This window comes from Burkholderia sp. 9777_1386, assembly GCF_015712265.1.
GTDB lineage: Bacteria > Pseudomonadota > Gammaproteobacteria > Burkholderiales > Burkholderiaceae > Burkholderia > Burkholderia cenocepacia.
In genome coordinates this window covers 194,628-208,948 of the sequence record NZ_JACCQB010000006.1, presented here as the reverse complement: position 1 = coordinate 208,948, position 14,321 = coordinate 194,628, and the positions used below count along the sequence as shown (strand labels likewise).

Below are 14,321 nucleotides of genomic sequence, written 5' to 3'. Positions count from 1 at the left end.
CCCGAAGCCGGTCCCGCTCTTCGTCGTCCGTCGTTCTTCGCAGCACCCTCCGCTCTTCGCAGTCCATCGCTCTTCGCAGTCCATCGCTCTTCGCAGTACGTCGTTCCGCAACACTCGTTCTTTCCCCCGCGCCACGCCGGCAAGCGCGCACCCGATTCCTCCGATTCCCGCGGCATGCGGCCCCGAACGGCCGTCGTCCGCCCGTTCACAGGAGCCTCGCCATGTCGCTCGCCGTGGTGCGCAGTCGCGCGCCCGCCTCCGGCCGCGCGCCGGACGTCACCGTCGAAGTCCATCTCGCCAACGGATTGCCGTCGTTCTCGATCGTCGGGCTGCCCGATCTCGAAGTCCGCGAAAGCCGCGAGCGCGTGCGCGCCGCGCTGCAGAACTGCGGATTCGAATTCCCGGTACGCCGCATCACCGTCAATCTCGCGCCGGCCGACCTGCCGAAGGAATCGGGCCGCTTCGACCTGCCGATCGCGCTCGGCATCCTCGCCGCGAACGGCCAGATCCCGGCCGACGCGCTGGCCGGCCGCGAATTCGCGGGGGAGCTGTCGCTGACGGGCGCACTGCGGCCGATGCGCGGCGCGTTCGCGATGGCGTGCGGCGCCGCGCGGGACTGGCGTGCGGCGGAATCCGGCGCGGGCCTCGCCGGCGGCCCGGGCCCGGATTCCGGCGCCGCGCGCGATTCCGTCGCGACCTCGCGGCCGCCCGAGCTGTACCTGCCGCTCGACAGCGCCGCCGAGGCCGCGCTCGTGCCGGGCGTGACCGTATTCGGTGCGCGCGACCTGCCCGCGCTGTGCGCGCACCTCGCGGATGCGCCGGACGGGCGGCTCGCGCCGGTCGCGGCGCCCTGTCTCGACGGCCTGCCGGCGCCCGCCGCGCCCGACCTCGCGGACGTCGTCGGCCAGCGCGGCGCCCGGCGCGCGCTGGAAGTCGCGGCCGCGGGCGGCCATCACATGCTGATGGTCGGGCCGCCCGGCGCCGGCAAGTCGATGCTGGCCGCGCGGCTGGCCGGGCTCCTGCCGCCGCTGACCGACGACGAGGCGCTGACCTCGGCCGCGCTGCTGTCCGCGAGCCGGCTCGGCTTCTCGCCCGCGCAGTGGCGCCGCCGGCCGTTCCGCGCGCCGCATCACTCGTCGAGCGCCGCCGCGCTGGTGGGCGGCCGCAATCCGCCGCAGCCGGGCGAAATCACGCTCGCGCACCTCGGCGTGCTGTTTCTCGACGAACTTCCGGAATTCGACCGGCACGTGCTGGAAATGCTGCGCGAGCCGCTGGAAGCCGGCCGCATCACGATCTCGCGCGCGGCCCAGCAGGCCGACTTCCCCGCCGCGTGCCAGTTGATCGCCGCGATGAACCCGTGCCCGTGCGGCTGGCACGGCGATCCGTCCGGGCGCTGCCGCTGCTCGCCGGACGTGGCCGCCCGCTATCTGCGCAAGCTGTCGGGGCCGCTGCTCGACCGCATCGACATCCAGATCGACCTGCCCGCGCTGTCGCCGGCGGAACTCGCGACCCGCGCGACGGCACCCGGCGAGCCGAGCGCGGCGGTGGCCGCCCGGGTCGCACAGGCGCGGGCGCTGCAGCTCGATCGGCAAGGCAAGACGAATCACATGCTGAGCGGCCGCGAAACCGACGACCTGTGCCGGCCGACCGACGAAGGCGAGCGGCTGCTGCGCGAGGCCGGCGAGCGCTTCGGCTGGTCGGCGCGCGCGTATTTCCGCGTGCTGAAAGTCGCGCGGACGATCGCCGACCTGGCCGGCGACCCGCTGCCGACGGCCGCGCAGATCGCCGAGGCGATCCGCTACCGGCGCGCGCTGACGGCGCTGTGAGCGCCCCAGGAGGACAAAATCAGGCTGTCAAGACTTGACTTATGCACAATTTCGCGAATCCGGCCCCGGTTCGCGACTCGCCGCGGCCTTTGCCGGACGGAATTCGTATCCCGTTGTTTTGATTGATTTTTCTCAAAGGGCGTACGGACGGCCAAACGGGCCGGAAGGCCGTCCGGCGCGGCTCTGCGGGAAATGCGCGCGACTTTTCAACAAAGTTATCCACATGCGCTGTGGATAGCCGAAAAACCCTCGCAAAATCCGGCGATTAGCGTCGAAAGCTGCGAACGAACTTTCAGTTGTCACAGTGTGTCCGGGCGCCGCGCCGGCCGTCGTCAATCGAGTTTGAACGAGCCGAAAAACTGGTCGAGTTGCTCCTGCGCGAGCGGCCCGTCGGCGATCACGACGGCCTGGTACGCATGCCGGCCGCGCGCGGCGAGCCGCGCGACGATCGTCTTGCGCGCGCGATCGCCGCCGGCGGCGGCGCCCGTGACGCGCAGCTCGAGCCCGTTCACCGCGCCGCCGGCCGCGAGCGGCACGGGCACCGACGCCGTCTGCGGCACGCCCTCGAGGTTGCGCGACAACCCGGCGCGCAGAAAGTCGAGCGCCGCGCGGCGCGTGTCGTCGCGGTCGTCGGGCAGCGTCAGCGTGCCGACCGCGAACACCGCGCCGTCGACGTGCGCGGCCTGCATCCGCATCGGCATCGACGCGCCGCCGAGCGCCACCGGCTGCTGCTCGACGGTCGGCTTCGCCGGCAGGTCGATCGTATAGCCGGCGTCGTTGTGCAGCGTGCGCCAGTCGTACGACGGCGAGCACGCGGCCAGCGCGGCGCTCAGGCAGGCGAGCGCGGCGAAGTGTCGCAGCGGGCGAAAAAGGGGGCGCAACGAATCGGTGACTTCCTTCGGCATGGCGTGGATCGCGGCAGGCAAAACGGCCATTATCCGCCGAACCTGACAACCGGGATGCGGGGCCGCCGCCGGTGCGCGCGCCGCATTCGCGCTAAAATGAGCGCCGAATTTCGACGTCCCTTGCATCGATCCGCGTCATCGACTCCGAGAGCACCAGATGAACACCACGCCCCCCGCCCGCCGCAGTACCGGCCCCGTCCGCTATATCGTCGCGGCCGCCGTCGTCGCGGCGATCGCCGTCGCCGGCTTCTTCGCGTTCAACGGCAAGTCCAGCGTGCCGGACGCGACCTTCACGCTGCTGTCGGGCCAGAAGGTCTCGACCGCCGGCGACCTGAAAGGCAAGGTCTATCTCGTGAATTTCTGGGCGACGAGCTGCGCGACCTGCATGCAGGAAATGCCGCAGATGGTCGATACCTACAATCGCTTCAAGGGTCAGGGGCTGGAATTCGTCGCGGTCGCGATGAACTACGATCCGCCGATGTACGTCGCGAACTACGCGCAGACGCGCCAGTTGCCGTTCAAGGTCGCGCTCGACGACGGCAGCGTCGCGAAGCAGTTCGGCAACGTGCAGCTCACGCCGACGACCTTCGTCGTCGACAAGGACGGCAAGATCCTGAAGCGCTACGTCGGCGCGCCGCAATTCGCGGAGCTCGACGCACTGCTCAAGAAGGCGCTCGACGGCAACGCGGCCTGAGCGCCGCCCGATCCGGCTCGCAGGCGCGCGCACCGCGCCCTTCCGGCAAGACAACGGACCGCATGACCGGGCAACCCGGTTCCGCGGTCCGTTTGCTTTTCAGCGCTCGGTGTCGCCTTTCGCCGACAGCCCGTAGCGCTTCATCTTCTCGTACAGCGTCGCCTTGCCGACGTGCAGCCGGTCGGCCGTTGCCGCGACCGCGCCGCCCGTCTGGTTCAGCGCCTCGGCGATCACCGCGCGCTCGAACTGCTCGATGCGCTCCTTCAGCGTCTGGTCGTTGTCGGCGTCGTCGCCCGCGCCCGTTTCCTGCGGCATGTCGGCCACGCCGAGCACGAAGCGGTCGGCCGCATTGCGCAGCTCGCGCACGTTGCCCGGCCAGTCGCGCTGCATCAGGCTCGCGCGCTGCCGATCGGTCAGCACCGGTGCGGGCCGCCCGTAGCGCACGGCCGCGTCGAGCATGAAATGCTCGAACAGCGGCACGATGTCCTCGCGGCGCTCGGCGAGCGGCGGCAGCGCGATCGTCACGACGTTGAGCCGGTACAGCAGGTCGCGCCGGAACGTGCCGGCCGCGACGAGTTCGCTCATGTCGCCCTTCGCGGCCGCGACCACGCGGCAGTTCACGCGGATCGGCTGGTTCGAGCCGAGCCGCTCCAGCACACCGTCCTGCAGCACGCGCAGCAGCTTGACCTGCAACGCGAGCGGCATGCTTTCGATTTCGTCGAGGAACAGCGTGCCGCCGGACGCATACTCGAGCTTGCCGACGCGCCGCTTCGCCGCGCCGGTGAACGCGCCGGGCTCGTAGCCGAACATCTCCGATTCGAACATCGGCTCGGGCAGCGCGCCGCAATTGACCGCGATGAACGGCTTGTCGCGGCGCGGCGACAGCTCGTGCAGGCTGCGCGCGATCAGTTCCTTGCCGGCGCCCGTGTCGCCGTTGATCAGCACCGACGCGTCGGTCGGCGCGACGTTCGCGATCAGCTTGCGCACCTGCTCGATCGCCGGGCTGCGGCCGATGATGCGCGGCGCGACCACGTGCTGCCCGGCCAGTTCGCGCCGCAGCGCGTGGTTCTCGAGCACGAGCTCGCGGCGCTCGAGCGCGCGGCGCACCGTCTCGATCAGGCGCTCGGCCGCGAACGGCTTTTCGATGAAGTCGTACGCGCCGTCGCGCATCGCCTGCACGGCCATCGAGATGTCGCCGTGCCCGGTGACGAGGATCACCGGCACGTCGGGCACGCGCTCGCGGCACTGCGCGAGCACGTCGAGCCCGCTCGCGCCGGGCAGCCGGATGTCGCTGACGACCGCGCCGGCGGTATCCGCGACGATCGCCTTCTCGGCCGCTTCGGCCGACTCGAAGCCGGCGACGTCGAAGCCCGCCAGTTGAAGGCTCTGCACGCTCGCCCGGCGCACGAGCGCATCGTCTTCGATATAGATCACTTGCAGCCGGTTGGCCATCTTGGTCACTTGCTCCTGACAGGCCGCGCGGCGCTCGCACGCGGCTCTCGATTGATGCCGGTCGGTCGCCGACCGGGCCTGTTCACGCTAATGCGAACCCGCCGGCTCGGACACGGAGTCCGGATGATGCGTGCGGGCGCGCCGCAGCGTCAAGACGAACAGCGCGCCGCCCGACGGGGCGTTGCGCGCGGTCAGCGCACCGCCCGCGTCGCTCGCGATCGACGACGAGATCGCGAGGCCGAGCCCGAGCCCGCGCCCCATTTCCTTGGTCGTGAAGAACGGCTCGAACAGGCGCGGCAGCAGATCGGGCGCGATCCCGGAGCCGTTGTCACGCACCTCGACCGCGAGCGTCGCGGCCGACACCGCGATCGTCACCTCGATCGCCGGCGCCGCGACGCCGGCCACCGCGTCGAGCGCGTTGCCGAGCAGGTTGATCAGCACCTGTTCGAGGCGCAGATCCTCGCAGCGCGCGACGAGTTCCGGATAGTCGCGCGCCAGGTCGAGCGGCGCGTCGCGCGCGGGCGACACGGTCGCGTCCTGCAGCGTCAGCGTGAGCGCGACGCCGCGCAGGCGCTCGTCGAGCAGCGACAGCACGCTGCGCAATGCGCGCACGACGAGGGCCTGCTCGTTGCGCGGCTTCGCGCGGCCGACGAACAGCTTCAGCTGGTTGGTGATCTTGCCCATCCGCTCGGTCAGCGCGGCGATCGCCTCGAGATTCTCGCGCGCGGCGGCCTGCTCGCCGCGATCGAGCAGCACGCGCGTGTTGTCCGAGAAGCTGCGCAGCGCCGCGAGCGGCTGGTTCAGTTCGTGCGTGATGCCGGCCGCCATCTGGCCGAGCGCGGCGAGCTTGCTCGCCTGGATCAGTTCGTCGTGCGCGGCGCGCAGCTCCTGCTCCGCGCGGATCCGGTCGCCGACTTCCTTCTGCAATTGCTCGTTCGCTTCCGACAAATCGGCCGTACGCTCCTCGACGCGCCGGTTCAGCTCCGCGTACGCCTGCTGCAGCAGCGCGCGGCCGCGGATCATCTCGCGCACGCGGGCGCGGCGCATCCGCCAGTAGAACGCCAGCAGCGCGACCGACACGAAGCCGAAGCCGGTGACGATCGTCGCGTTGCGCGCATCGGCATCGATCGGCGCGATCGGCGCGAGCGTGACGAGCAGCCAGTCGGGCTCGCCGATCCGCCGCTTGCTGGCGAGAAAGCGCGGCGCACGCCGGCCGGCGCCGAGGCGCACGATTTCCGCATCGGCGCCGAGCGTCTGCTCGACGCGCAACGGCAGCGGCGTGACCGGTTGCTGCGCGTACTGGCGCGTTTCGTAGATCGACGCGGCGACCGGCCCCGTGAGCGGGCGCAGCGTGTGGTACTTCCACGCGGGCACCGACGACAGGAACACGACGCCGTGATCGTCCACGACGACGAGCGGCTCGGACGCGTCGGCGCCCTGGAACCATTCGAGGTTGAGCTTCACGACGACGACGCCCGCGATCTTGCCGTCGTGCCACACGGGCTGCGAGATGTAGTAACCGGGGTCGCGCGAGATCGTGCCGATCCCGAAAAAACGGCCGACCTGGCCGTTCATCGCGTCGAGAAAATACGGGCGGAAACGGTATTCGATTCCGACGAAGCTGTCGGGCGCGCGCCAGTTGCTGGCGGCGACGCACAGGCCGTCCGCGCCGATCACGTAGGTGACGGTCGCGTGCGCGTGTTCGTTGAGGTCTTCGAGATAGCGGTTGACGCGCGCGGTGTAGTCGCCGCGCTTGGGCTCCGCGAGCAGATCCTGCACGTACGGATGGCTGCCGAGCAGGTAAGGCAGCGATTCGTAGCGATCGAGCGTGCTCTTGAGCGCGTTGGTGGTGCGATCGACGCGCACCGCGGCATTGCGCTGCAGCTCGGCGACGCCGCGCTGCCAGGTGACCGTCCACGTGAGCGCGCACGCCGCGACGAGCGCGGCGGCAAGCACGACGAGGATGAGCAGGCGGCGCGTCACGGTCGAGGCTTCCTGGCGATGCGGATCGCCTATTGTGTCATAGGCCTCCGCCTCGATGCCCCGGGCGCCGCGGGCCGCACGGCCGGCGGGCGGCGCCGCCGCCTGCTCGTTCATCGCGTCAGACGCCGGCCGTCTCGGTCGGCGCGACTTCGCTGCCGCCCTTCAGCGCCTGGCGCAGCTTGTTGCGGTCGAGCTCCTTCTCCCAGGCCGACACGACGACCGTCGCCACGCCGTTGCCGACGATGTTGGTCAGCGCACGGCATTCGCTCATGAAGCGGTCGATGCCGAGGATCAGCACCATGCCCGACAGCGGGATCGTCGGCACGACGGCCAGCGTCGCGGCCAGCGTGATGAAGCCCGCCCCGGTTACGCCGCTCGCGCCCTTCGACGTCAGCATCGCGACGGCCAGCAGCGTGAGCTGCTGCATCCAGGTCAGCTCGATGTTGGTCGCCTGCGCGATGAACAGCACGGCCATCGTCATGTAGATGTTGGTGCCGTCGAGGTTGAACGAATAGCCGGTCGGCACGACGAGGCCGACGACCGAACGCGAGCAGCCGGCCTTCTCGAGCTTTTCCATCAGTTGCGGCAGCGCGGCTTCCGACGAGCTCGTGCCGAGCACGATCAGCAGCTCTTCCTTGATGTACGACACGAAGCGGATGATCGAGAAGCCGGTGAAGCGCGCGATCGCGCCGAGCACGACGAGCACGAACACGACCGACGTCAGGTAGAACGTGCCGATCAGCTTGAGCAGCGGCACCAGCGAGCCGACGCCGTACTTGCCGATCGTGAACGCCATCGCGCCGAACGCGCCGATCGGGGCCAGCTTCGTGACGATGTGCACGATGCCGAACAGCACCCGCGTCAGGCCGTCGATGAAGTCGGTGACCACACGGCCGCGCTCGCCGAGGTGCGCGAGCACGCTGCCGAACAGCAGCGCGATCAGCAGGATCTGCAGGATTTCACCCTGCGCGAACGCGTCGACCATCGTGTTCGGGATGATGTGCATCAGGAAGTCGACCGTCGACTGCCCGTGCGCCTTCGCCGCGTACGACGCGACGGCCTTGCCGTCGAGCGTCGCCGGATCGATGTTGAAGCCGACGCCCGGACGCAGCAGGTGCGTGGCCGCGAGGCCGAGCAGCAGCGCGAAGGTCGACACGATCTCGAAGTACAGCAGCGCCTTGCCGCCGACGCGGCCGACCTTCTTCATGTCCTCCATGCCGGCGATGCCGGTGACGACCGTACAGAAGATGATCGGACCGATCACCATCTTGATCAGCTTGATGAACCCGTCGCCGAGCGGCTTCATGTCGGTGGCGAGCGCCGGGTAGTAGTGGCCGAGGATCACGCCGACGATGATGGCGAAGATCACCTGCACATAGAGCACTTTGTAGAAGGGTTTCTTCTTCACGATGGTTCCTGCTGAAGTAGATGATGAGCCGGTGGAAACGGCGTCACGCGCGCAGGCGAATGTCTCAGGGGAAAGTCACTCGCCCGCGCGGCTGCCGTGCCGCAACAAGCGATGCCTCAGAACATCCGGAGGGGGAGGAAGGCAGTGGTCATCGGTTGTCTCCTTGGTTTAATAGTCAGGCCGGGGGCCGGCCATGCGCTTTATATTGCAAGGTCGATGCCAGGTTTCCGGAACCCCTCAAGCCGTTGTTTTCATTGTATTTCTCATAATGCGGCAGGCAAGAAAATCCGGGATTCCGGATTTCCGGAAAATATCCGTCCGGCGATCCGGACGGATGTGTCGCTTCGTCAGACGAATCAGTGCTGCACGGCCTGGCTGGCCAGCACGCCGGTCTGCGCGTAGAACTCCTGCTGCGCGAACGCGTCGCGCTCGCGGCGTGCGCGCTCGCCGCGATCCGCGAGCGAACCGATGACGATCCCGACGAACGCGAGCGGCACCGACACGAGCGCAGGGTTGTCGAGGAACACCGGCGCATGCGCGTGGTGCAGCACGTCGACCCACACCGACTTCGACAGCACCGTGAGCGCGACCGCCGACACGAGGCCGAGGCCGCCGCCGAGCACCGCGCCGCGCGTGGTCATCCCGCGCCAGAAGATCGACATCGCGAGCACCGGGAAATTGGCGCTCGCGGCCACCGCCGCGACGAGCCCGACCATGAACGCGACGTTCACGTGCTCGAACAGGATCGACAGCCCGATCGCGACGGCCGACAGCACGATCGTCGCCGCGCGCGAGATCCGCATCTCCAGCCGTTCGTCGGGCTTGCCGCGCGCCCACATCTGCGCATACAGGTCGTGCGAGATCGTCGTCGCGCCGGCGAGCGTCAGGCCCGCGACCACCGCGAGGATCGTCGCGAACGTGACGGCCGCGATGAACCCGTAGAACCAGTTGCCGCCCACTGCCTGCGCGAGCTTCACCGCGACCATGTTGGAGCCGCCGAGCAGGTCGTGCGTCAGGTTGAACGTGCCGTTCGCGCCGAGCCGGAAGAATTCCGGATGCTGCGCGAGCAGCACGATCGCCGAGAAGCCGATCACGAAGGTCAGCAGGTAGAAGTAGCCGATGAAGCCCGTCGCGTAGAGCACCGACTTGCGCGCCTCCTTCGCGTTCGGCACCGTGAAGAAGCGCATCAGGATGTGCGGGAAGCCGGCCGTGCCGAACATCAGCGCGATGCCGAGCGACAGCGCGTTGGCCGGGTCGCGGATCAGCTTGCCGGGCCCCATGATCGACAGCGCGCCCGGATGCACGGCCACCGCGCGGCGGAACATCGCGTCGATGCTGAAGCCGAACTCGCCGAGCGCGAGCACCGCGAGCAGCGTCGCGCCGCACAGCAGCAGCACGGCCTTGATCACCTGCACCCAGGTGGTCGCGGTCATCCCGCCGAAGAACACGTAGACGACCATCAGCACGCCGACGATCAGCTCGGCCGTGCCGTACGACAGCCCGAACAGCAGCTGGATCAGCTTGCCCGCGCCGACCATCTGCACGACGAGGTACAGCACGACGATGGTCAGCGCGTTCGCCGACGTCAGCAGCCGGATCGGCCGCTGCGCGAAGCGGTACGCGACGACGTCGACGAACGTGAACTTGCCGAGGTTGCGCAGCGGTTCGGCGATCAGGAACATCACGAACGGCCAGCCGACCAGGAAGCCGATCGAATAGATCAGCCCGTCGAAGCCGAACATGAACACCATCCCCGACAGCCCGAGGAACGACGCGGCCGACATGTAGTCGCCGGCGATCGCGAGCCCGTTCTGCAGCCCGGTGATGCCGCCGCCGGCCGTGTAGAAGTCGCGCGTCGAGCGGGTGCGGCGCGCGGCCCAGCGCGTGAGCGCGAGCGTCGCGAACACGAACGCGAAGAACATCGCGATCGCGACCGGGTTCAGCTCGACCTTGTCGGGCATCGGGCCGGCGACACCGGTCGCATGGGCGGTGGAGGAGACGAGAACGGTCAGCGCGCCGAGCGCGCGCGCAATGCGTCGCATGCGGGCCTCCGTCACGAACGTTGCAGGATCGCGTCGACGCGGCGGTCGAACGCACGGTTCGCGCGCAGCACGTAGCACGCGGTCAGGCCGATCGCGATCAGGATGATCGCGACACCCGCGGCGATCCCGACCGTCGTCGTCGCGCCGCGGTACAGCGGCGCGGCGAGCACGTGCGGCGCAAGCGCGACGAGCAGGATGAAGCCGTAGTAGGTGGCGATCATCAGCGCCGTCAGCGTGAAGCTGAAGCGGCGCCGTGCCCGCACGAGCTGCTGGTAGTCGCGGCGCGCCGTGACCGATTCGATGACGGAAAGCTCCATGGTGTCTCCATTTCCAGCTCGTCATGGCGAGCGGTGTTTTGTGGAATGGTCGGCGCGCGTCGACTGTTCCGCCCGCGCCGCGGCGGTAAATTGAATTACACGACGCGATCCGCGCGCAGCCGCGCGACGTCCTCCGCCGACATCCCGAGCCAGCCGCCGAGCACCGCCTCGGTATCGGCGCCGAGCACCGGCGGTGCACCGCGCACCGGCAGCCGCGCGCCGTCGAAGCGGTACGGCGGCGCAAGCACGTCGACGCCGCCCGCGACCGGATGCGGCTGCCGCGTGACGAGCCCGGCACTCGTCGCACGTTCGGACGTCAGCGCTTCGTGCAGCCCGAGCACTTCGCCGCACGGGATGCCCGCATCGGCGAGCGCGGCGAGCAGCGTCGCGCGCGACCGGCGTGCCAGTTCGCGACGAATCTCGGGCAGCAGGTCCGCACGATTCTCCGAGCGGCCGAGGTTGGTCTCGTAGCGTTCGTCCGCCGCCAGGTCGGGACGCTCGATCGCGTCGCAAAAGCGTGCGAACTGCGTGTTGTTGCCGACCGTGATCACGAGCGGGCCGTCGGCCGCGTCGAACACGCCGTACGGCACGATCGACGGGTGCGCGTTGCCGTAGCGCGGCGGGTCCTCGCCCATCAGCAGCGCGTCGAGCCCGTAGTACGCGGTGATCATCAGCCCGCAGTCGAACAGCGCCATCTCGATGCGCCGCCCGCGCCCGGTCGCATGGCGTTCGTACAACGCGGCCAGGATCGCCTGCGCCGAATACATGCCGGTGAACAGGTCGACCGCCGCGACGCCGAACTTCAGCGGCGGCTGGCCGGCCTCGCCGTTCAGCGCCATCAGCCCGGCCTCGCCCTGCACCACGAGGTCGTAGCCGGGCCGCGCGGCCTCGGCGCCCGACCGGTCGTAACCCGAAATCGCGCAGTGCACGAGGCGCGGGTTCAGTTCGGCCAGCGCGTCGTAGCCGAGGCCGAGCTTCTCCGCGCCGCCGAACTTGAAGTTGTGGATCAGCACGTCGGCCTGCGCGGCCAGCTCGCGCGCGATGCGCTGGCCGGCTTCCGTCTGCAGGTCGACGCAGATCGACCGCTTGCTGCGGTTCACGCTGTTGAAATACGTGGTTTCGGTGTCGCCGATCCGCAGCCCCCAGTCGCGCGTATCGTCGCCGCGCGCCGGGTGCTCGACCTTGATCACTTCCGCACCGAAATCGGCCAGCACCATCGCGCACCACGGGCCGGCCAGCACGCGCGAGAAATCGAGCACCTTCACGCCCGCCAGCGGCAACGCGCACCGTTCGTTCGTCATCCTTGTCTCCTCCATTCGCGTTTTCGCCGTTACTGTTTCGACAGCGCGATGTAGCGCGCGAGATGATGATCCTCGTCACCGAGCTGGTGATCGATCATCACCAGCCGCTTCGCGTAGTGCGACAGCGGCAACTCCCACGTCATCCCGATCCCGCCGTGCAGCTGGATGCTTTCCTCGGCGACGAGCGTGCCGATCCGGCCGATGCTGTATTTCGCCGCCGCGAGCGCGCGCTCGCGCACCGCGCGCGGCGCGTCGAGCTGCGCGGCCGCGTTGATCACGGCCGAGCGCGCCTGCTCGACTTCGAGCAGCAGGTCGGCCATCCGGTGCTGCAGCGCCTGGAAGCTGCCGATCGGCAAACCGAACTGCTTGCGCGTGCGCAGGTAGTCGAGCGTGTGCTCCTTCGCGACGTCCATCGCGCCGAGCGCTTCCGCCGACAGCGCGAGCAGCCCGTAGCCGAGCACGCGTTCGAGCAGCTCGGCGCCCGCTTCGCCGTCGAGCGCCTCCGGCGCGCCGAGCGCGGCGTCGGCCGGCAGCGCGACACGCTCCAAGCGCACTTCGGCCGCGCGGCCGCCGTCGATCTTCCGGTAGTCGCGCAGCGACACGCCCGGCGCATCGGCCGGCACGACGAACAGGCCGATGCCGGCCGCGTCGTCGTCGTTGCCGGACACGCGCGCGCTGACGACGAAGAACGCCGCCTGCGCGGCCTGGTCGACGACACCTTTCGCGCCGGTCAGCACCCAGCCGTCGCCGGACCGTTCGGCGCGCGTGCGCACGGTCGTCAGTTCATAGTGCGAGCCCGGTTCGTCGTGCGCGAACGCGGCGCTCGCGCTGCCGTCGATCAATGCGGCGAGCCGGTCGCGATGCGCATCGCCGCCGGCGAGCGACAGCGCGCGGCCCGCGAGCAGCGCGCCGAGGAACGGCTCGACGACGAGCCCGCGCCCGAGGCATTCGAACACCACGGCGATGTCGAAGCCCGCGCCGCCGAAGCCGCCGTCGGCTTCGGCAAACAGCGCGCCGACCGTGCCGAGTTCGGCGAAGCGCTGCCACATCGCGCGGTCGAAGCCTTCGGCCGACTGCGCGATGCGGTCGCGCACCGGGAACGCGTACTGTTCGGCGATGAAGCGGTTCAACGTGTCCGCCAGCATCCGGCGGTCTTCTGTGTGCTGGAAATCCATCGTCGCGTCCCTCGTTACAGCCCGAGCATCATCTTCGCGATGATGTTCTTCTGGATCTCGTTCGAGCCGCCGAAGATCGACAGCTTGCGGTTGTTGAAATACTGCTGCGCGGCGCTCGCGGCTTCTTCCGGGCCGACCGGTTCGCCGTCGTAATCGGCGTCGAGCGCGTCGTCGACGAACGGCTGCGCGTACGGCCCCATCGCGCGCCGCATCAGCGCGGTGATCTCCTGGCGGATCTGCGTGCCGCGAATCTTCAGCATCGAGCTTTCCGCGCCCGGCACGCCGCCGCCCGCGACCGCGGCCAGCACGCGCAGGTTGGTCGTGCGCATGTTTTCCAGCTCGATCTCGACGCGCGCGAGCCGCGCCGCGAAGAACGGATCGTCCGCGAGCGGCCGGCCGTTCTTGGTGACCTTCGCGGCCACCGCGCGCAGCCGGTCGAGCGCGGCGGTCGAGAAGCCGATCCCCGCGATGTTGGTGCGCTCGTACGTGAGCAGGTATTTCGCGCAGGTCCAGCCGCGATTCTCTTCGCCGACCAGGTTCTCGACCGGCACGCGCACGTCGGTGAAGAACACTTCGTTCACCTCGTGCTCGCCGTCGAGCGTGATGATCGGACGCACGTCGACGCCCGGCGTATTCATGTCGATCAGCAGGAAGCTGATGCCTTCCTGCTTGCGCACGTCGGTCGCGGTGCGCACGAGGCAGAAGATCATGTTCGCGTAGTGGCCGAGCGTGGTCCACGTCTTCTGGCCGTTCACGACGTAGTGATCGCCGTGGCGCACCGCGCTCGTCTTCACCGACGCGAGATCGGAGCCGGCGCCCGGCTCCGAGTAGCCCTGACACCACCAGTCGGTGCCGTCGAGGATGCGCGGCAGCCAGTGGCGCTTCTGCGCGTCGTTGCCGTACTTGATCAGCACCGGGCCGAGCATGTTCACGCCGAACGGCACGATGCGCGGCGCGCCGGCGAGCGCACATTCGTTGTCGAACAGGAATTTCTGCGCGACGCTCCAGCCGGGGCCGCCGTATTCGCGCGGCCAGTGGCTCGCGAGCCAGCCGCGCGCGTTGAGGATCGCGTGCCATTCGCGCATGTCGTCGCGCGTCAGGTGCAGGCCGCCCTTCACCTTGCGCGCGGTGCACGCCGGCAGTTCGGCGGCGAGGAAGCGCTGCACTTCAGCGCGAAAGGCTTCCTCTTCGGGAGTGAAATCGAGGTCCATCTTCGGT

At 69.3% G+C, this 14,321-nt stretch carries 11 protein-coding genes; 2 read left to right on the top strand and 9 right to left on the bottom strand.

The genetic code is table 11. The annotated features are described in order from the left end of the window. Positions 1-221 precede the first annotated feature (221 nt). Positions 222-1,826, top strand: a complete 1,605-nt coding sequence (locus H0X91_RS07940; RefSeq protein WP_062884304.1) for a YifB family Mg chelatase-like AAA ATPase — start codon at positions 222-224, stop codon at positions 1,824-1,826. 332 nt (positions 1,827-2,158) lie between these two features. Here H0X91_RS07940 and H0X91_RS07935 read toward each other — a convergent pair whose 3' ends face one another. Beyond that, positions 2,159-2,731: a hypothetical protein gene (locus tag H0X91_RS07935; protein ID WP_006499056.1), complete on the bottom strand. Its 573-nt coding sequence runs from the start codon at positions 2,729-2,731 to the stop codon at positions 2,159-2,161. 157 nt (positions 2,732-2,888) lie between these two features. On the opposite strand from H0X91_RS07935, the gene H0X91_RS07930 reads away from it, so the two are divergent. Next, positions 2,889-3,425, top strand: a complete 537-nt coding sequence (locus H0X91_RS07930; RefSeq protein WP_006490813.1) for a peroxiredoxin family protein — start codon at positions 2,889-2,891, stop codon at positions 3,423-3,425. A gap of 99 nt (positions 3,426-3,524) precedes the next feature. Here the strand turns inward: H0X91_RS07930 and H0X91_RS07925 are convergent, their stop codons facing one another. The 8 genes from H0X91_RS07925 to H0X91_RS07890 form a co-directional block, all read right to left on the bottom strand. Beyond that, positions 3,525-4,877, bottom strand: a complete 1,353-nt coding sequence (locus H0X91_RS07925) for a sigma-54-dependent transcriptional regulator (RefSeq protein ID WP_006499057.1) — start codon at positions 4,875-4,877, stop codon at positions 3,525-3,527. Between the two features lie 87 nt (positions 4,878-4,964). Then, on the bottom strand, positions 4,965-6,974 hold the full coding sequence (locus tag H0X91_RS07920; protein WP_006499058.1) for a sensor histidine kinase: 2,010 nt from the start codon (positions 6,972-6,974) through the stop codon (positions 4,965-4,967). A gap of 4 nt (positions 6,975-6,978) precedes the next feature. Next, positions 6,979-8,268 (bottom strand): dicarboxylate/amino acid:cation symporter, encoded by a 1,290-nt coding sequence (locus H0X91_RS07915; RefSeq protein ID WP_006490818.1) that lies wholly within the window; start codon positions 8,266-8,268, stop codon positions 6,979-6,981. A 356-nt stretch (positions 8,269-8,624) separates the two neighbouring features. Further along, positions 8,625-10,310 carry a cation acetate symporter gene (locus H0X91_RS07910; RefSeq protein ID WP_006499059.1) on the bottom strand — a complete coding sequence of 562 codons (1,686 nt, stop codon included), beginning with the start codon at positions 10,308-10,310 and terminating at the stop codon, positions 8,625-8,627. An 11-nt stretch (positions 10,311-10,321) separates the two neighbouring features. Next, a complete protein-coding gene (locus H0X91_RS07905) occupies positions 10,322-10,627 on the bottom strand; it encodes a DUF485 domain-containing protein (RefSeq protein WP_006477703.1) in 306 nt (101 codons plus the stop codon). Between the two features lie 95 nt (positions 10,628-10,722). Next, complete coding sequence (locus H0X91_RS07900) at positions 10,723-11,928, bottom strand: CaiB/BaiF CoA transferase family protein (protein ID WP_062911163.1); 1,206 nt, start codon at positions 11,926-11,928, stop codon at positions 10,723-10,725. 29 nt (positions 11,929-11,957) lie between these two features. After that, positions 11,958-13,103 carry an acyl-CoA dehydrogenase family protein gene (locus H0X91_RS07895; protein WP_006499061.1) on the bottom strand — a complete coding sequence of 382 codons (1,146 nt, stop codon included), beginning with the start codon at positions 13,101-13,103 and terminating at the stop codon, positions 11,958-11,960. A gap of 14 nt (positions 13,104-13,117) precedes the next feature. After that, positions 13,118-14,314: an acyl-CoA dehydrogenase family protein gene (locus H0X91_RS07890; RefSeq protein ID WP_062911162.1), complete on the bottom strand. Its 1,197-nt coding sequence runs from the start codon at positions 14,312-14,314 to the stop codon at positions 13,118-13,120. Between the last annotated feature and the right edge of the window lie 7 nt (positions 14,315-14,321).

What these genes read in the sequence shown, in the direction of transcription:
- H0X91_RS07900 (WP_062911163.1), bottom strand. Translation starts at nt 11,928, where the DNA reads ATGACGAACGAACGGTGCGCGTTGCCGCTGGCGGGCGTGAAGGTGCTC.
- H0X91_RS07920 (WP_006499058.1), bottom strand. Translation starts at nt 6,974, where the DNA reads ATGAACGAGCAGGCGGCGGCGCCGCCCGCCGGCCGTGCGGCCCGCGGC.
- H0X91_RS07895 (WP_006499061.1), bottom strand. Translation starts at nt 13,103, where the DNA reads ATGGATTTCCAGCACACAGAAGACCGCCGGATGCTGGCGGACACGTTG.
- H0X91_RS07940 (WP_062884304.1), top strand. Translation starts at nt 222, where the DNA reads ATGTCGCTCGCCGTGGTGCGCAGTCGCGCGCCCGCCTCCGGCCGCGCG.
- H0X91_RS07910 (WP_006499059.1), bottom strand. Translation starts at nt 10,310, where the DNA reads ATGCGACGCATTGCGCGCGCGCTCGGCGCGCTGACCGTTCTCGTCTCC.
- H0X91_RS07905 (WP_006477703.1), bottom strand. Translation starts at nt 10,627, where the DNA reads ATGGAGCTTTCCGTCATCGAATCGGTCACGGCGCGCCGCGACTACCAG.
- H0X91_RS07890 (WP_062911162.1), bottom strand. Translation starts at nt 14,314, where the DNA reads ATGGACCTCGATTTCACTCCCGAAGAGGAAGCCTTTCGCGCTGAAGTG.
- H0X91_RS07930 (WP_006490813.1), top strand. Translation starts at nt 2,889, where the DNA reads ATGAACACCACGCCCCCCGCCCGCCGCAGTACCGGCCCCGTCCGCTAT.
- H0X91_RS07925 (WP_006499057.1), bottom strand. Translation starts at nt 4,877, where the DNA reads ATGGCCAACCGGCTGCAAGTGATCTATATCGAAGACGATGCGCTCGTG.
- H0X91_RS07935 (WP_006499056.1), bottom strand. Translation starts at nt 2,731, where the DNA reads ATGCCGAAGGAAGTCACCGATTCGTTGCGCCCCCTTTTTCGCCCGCTG.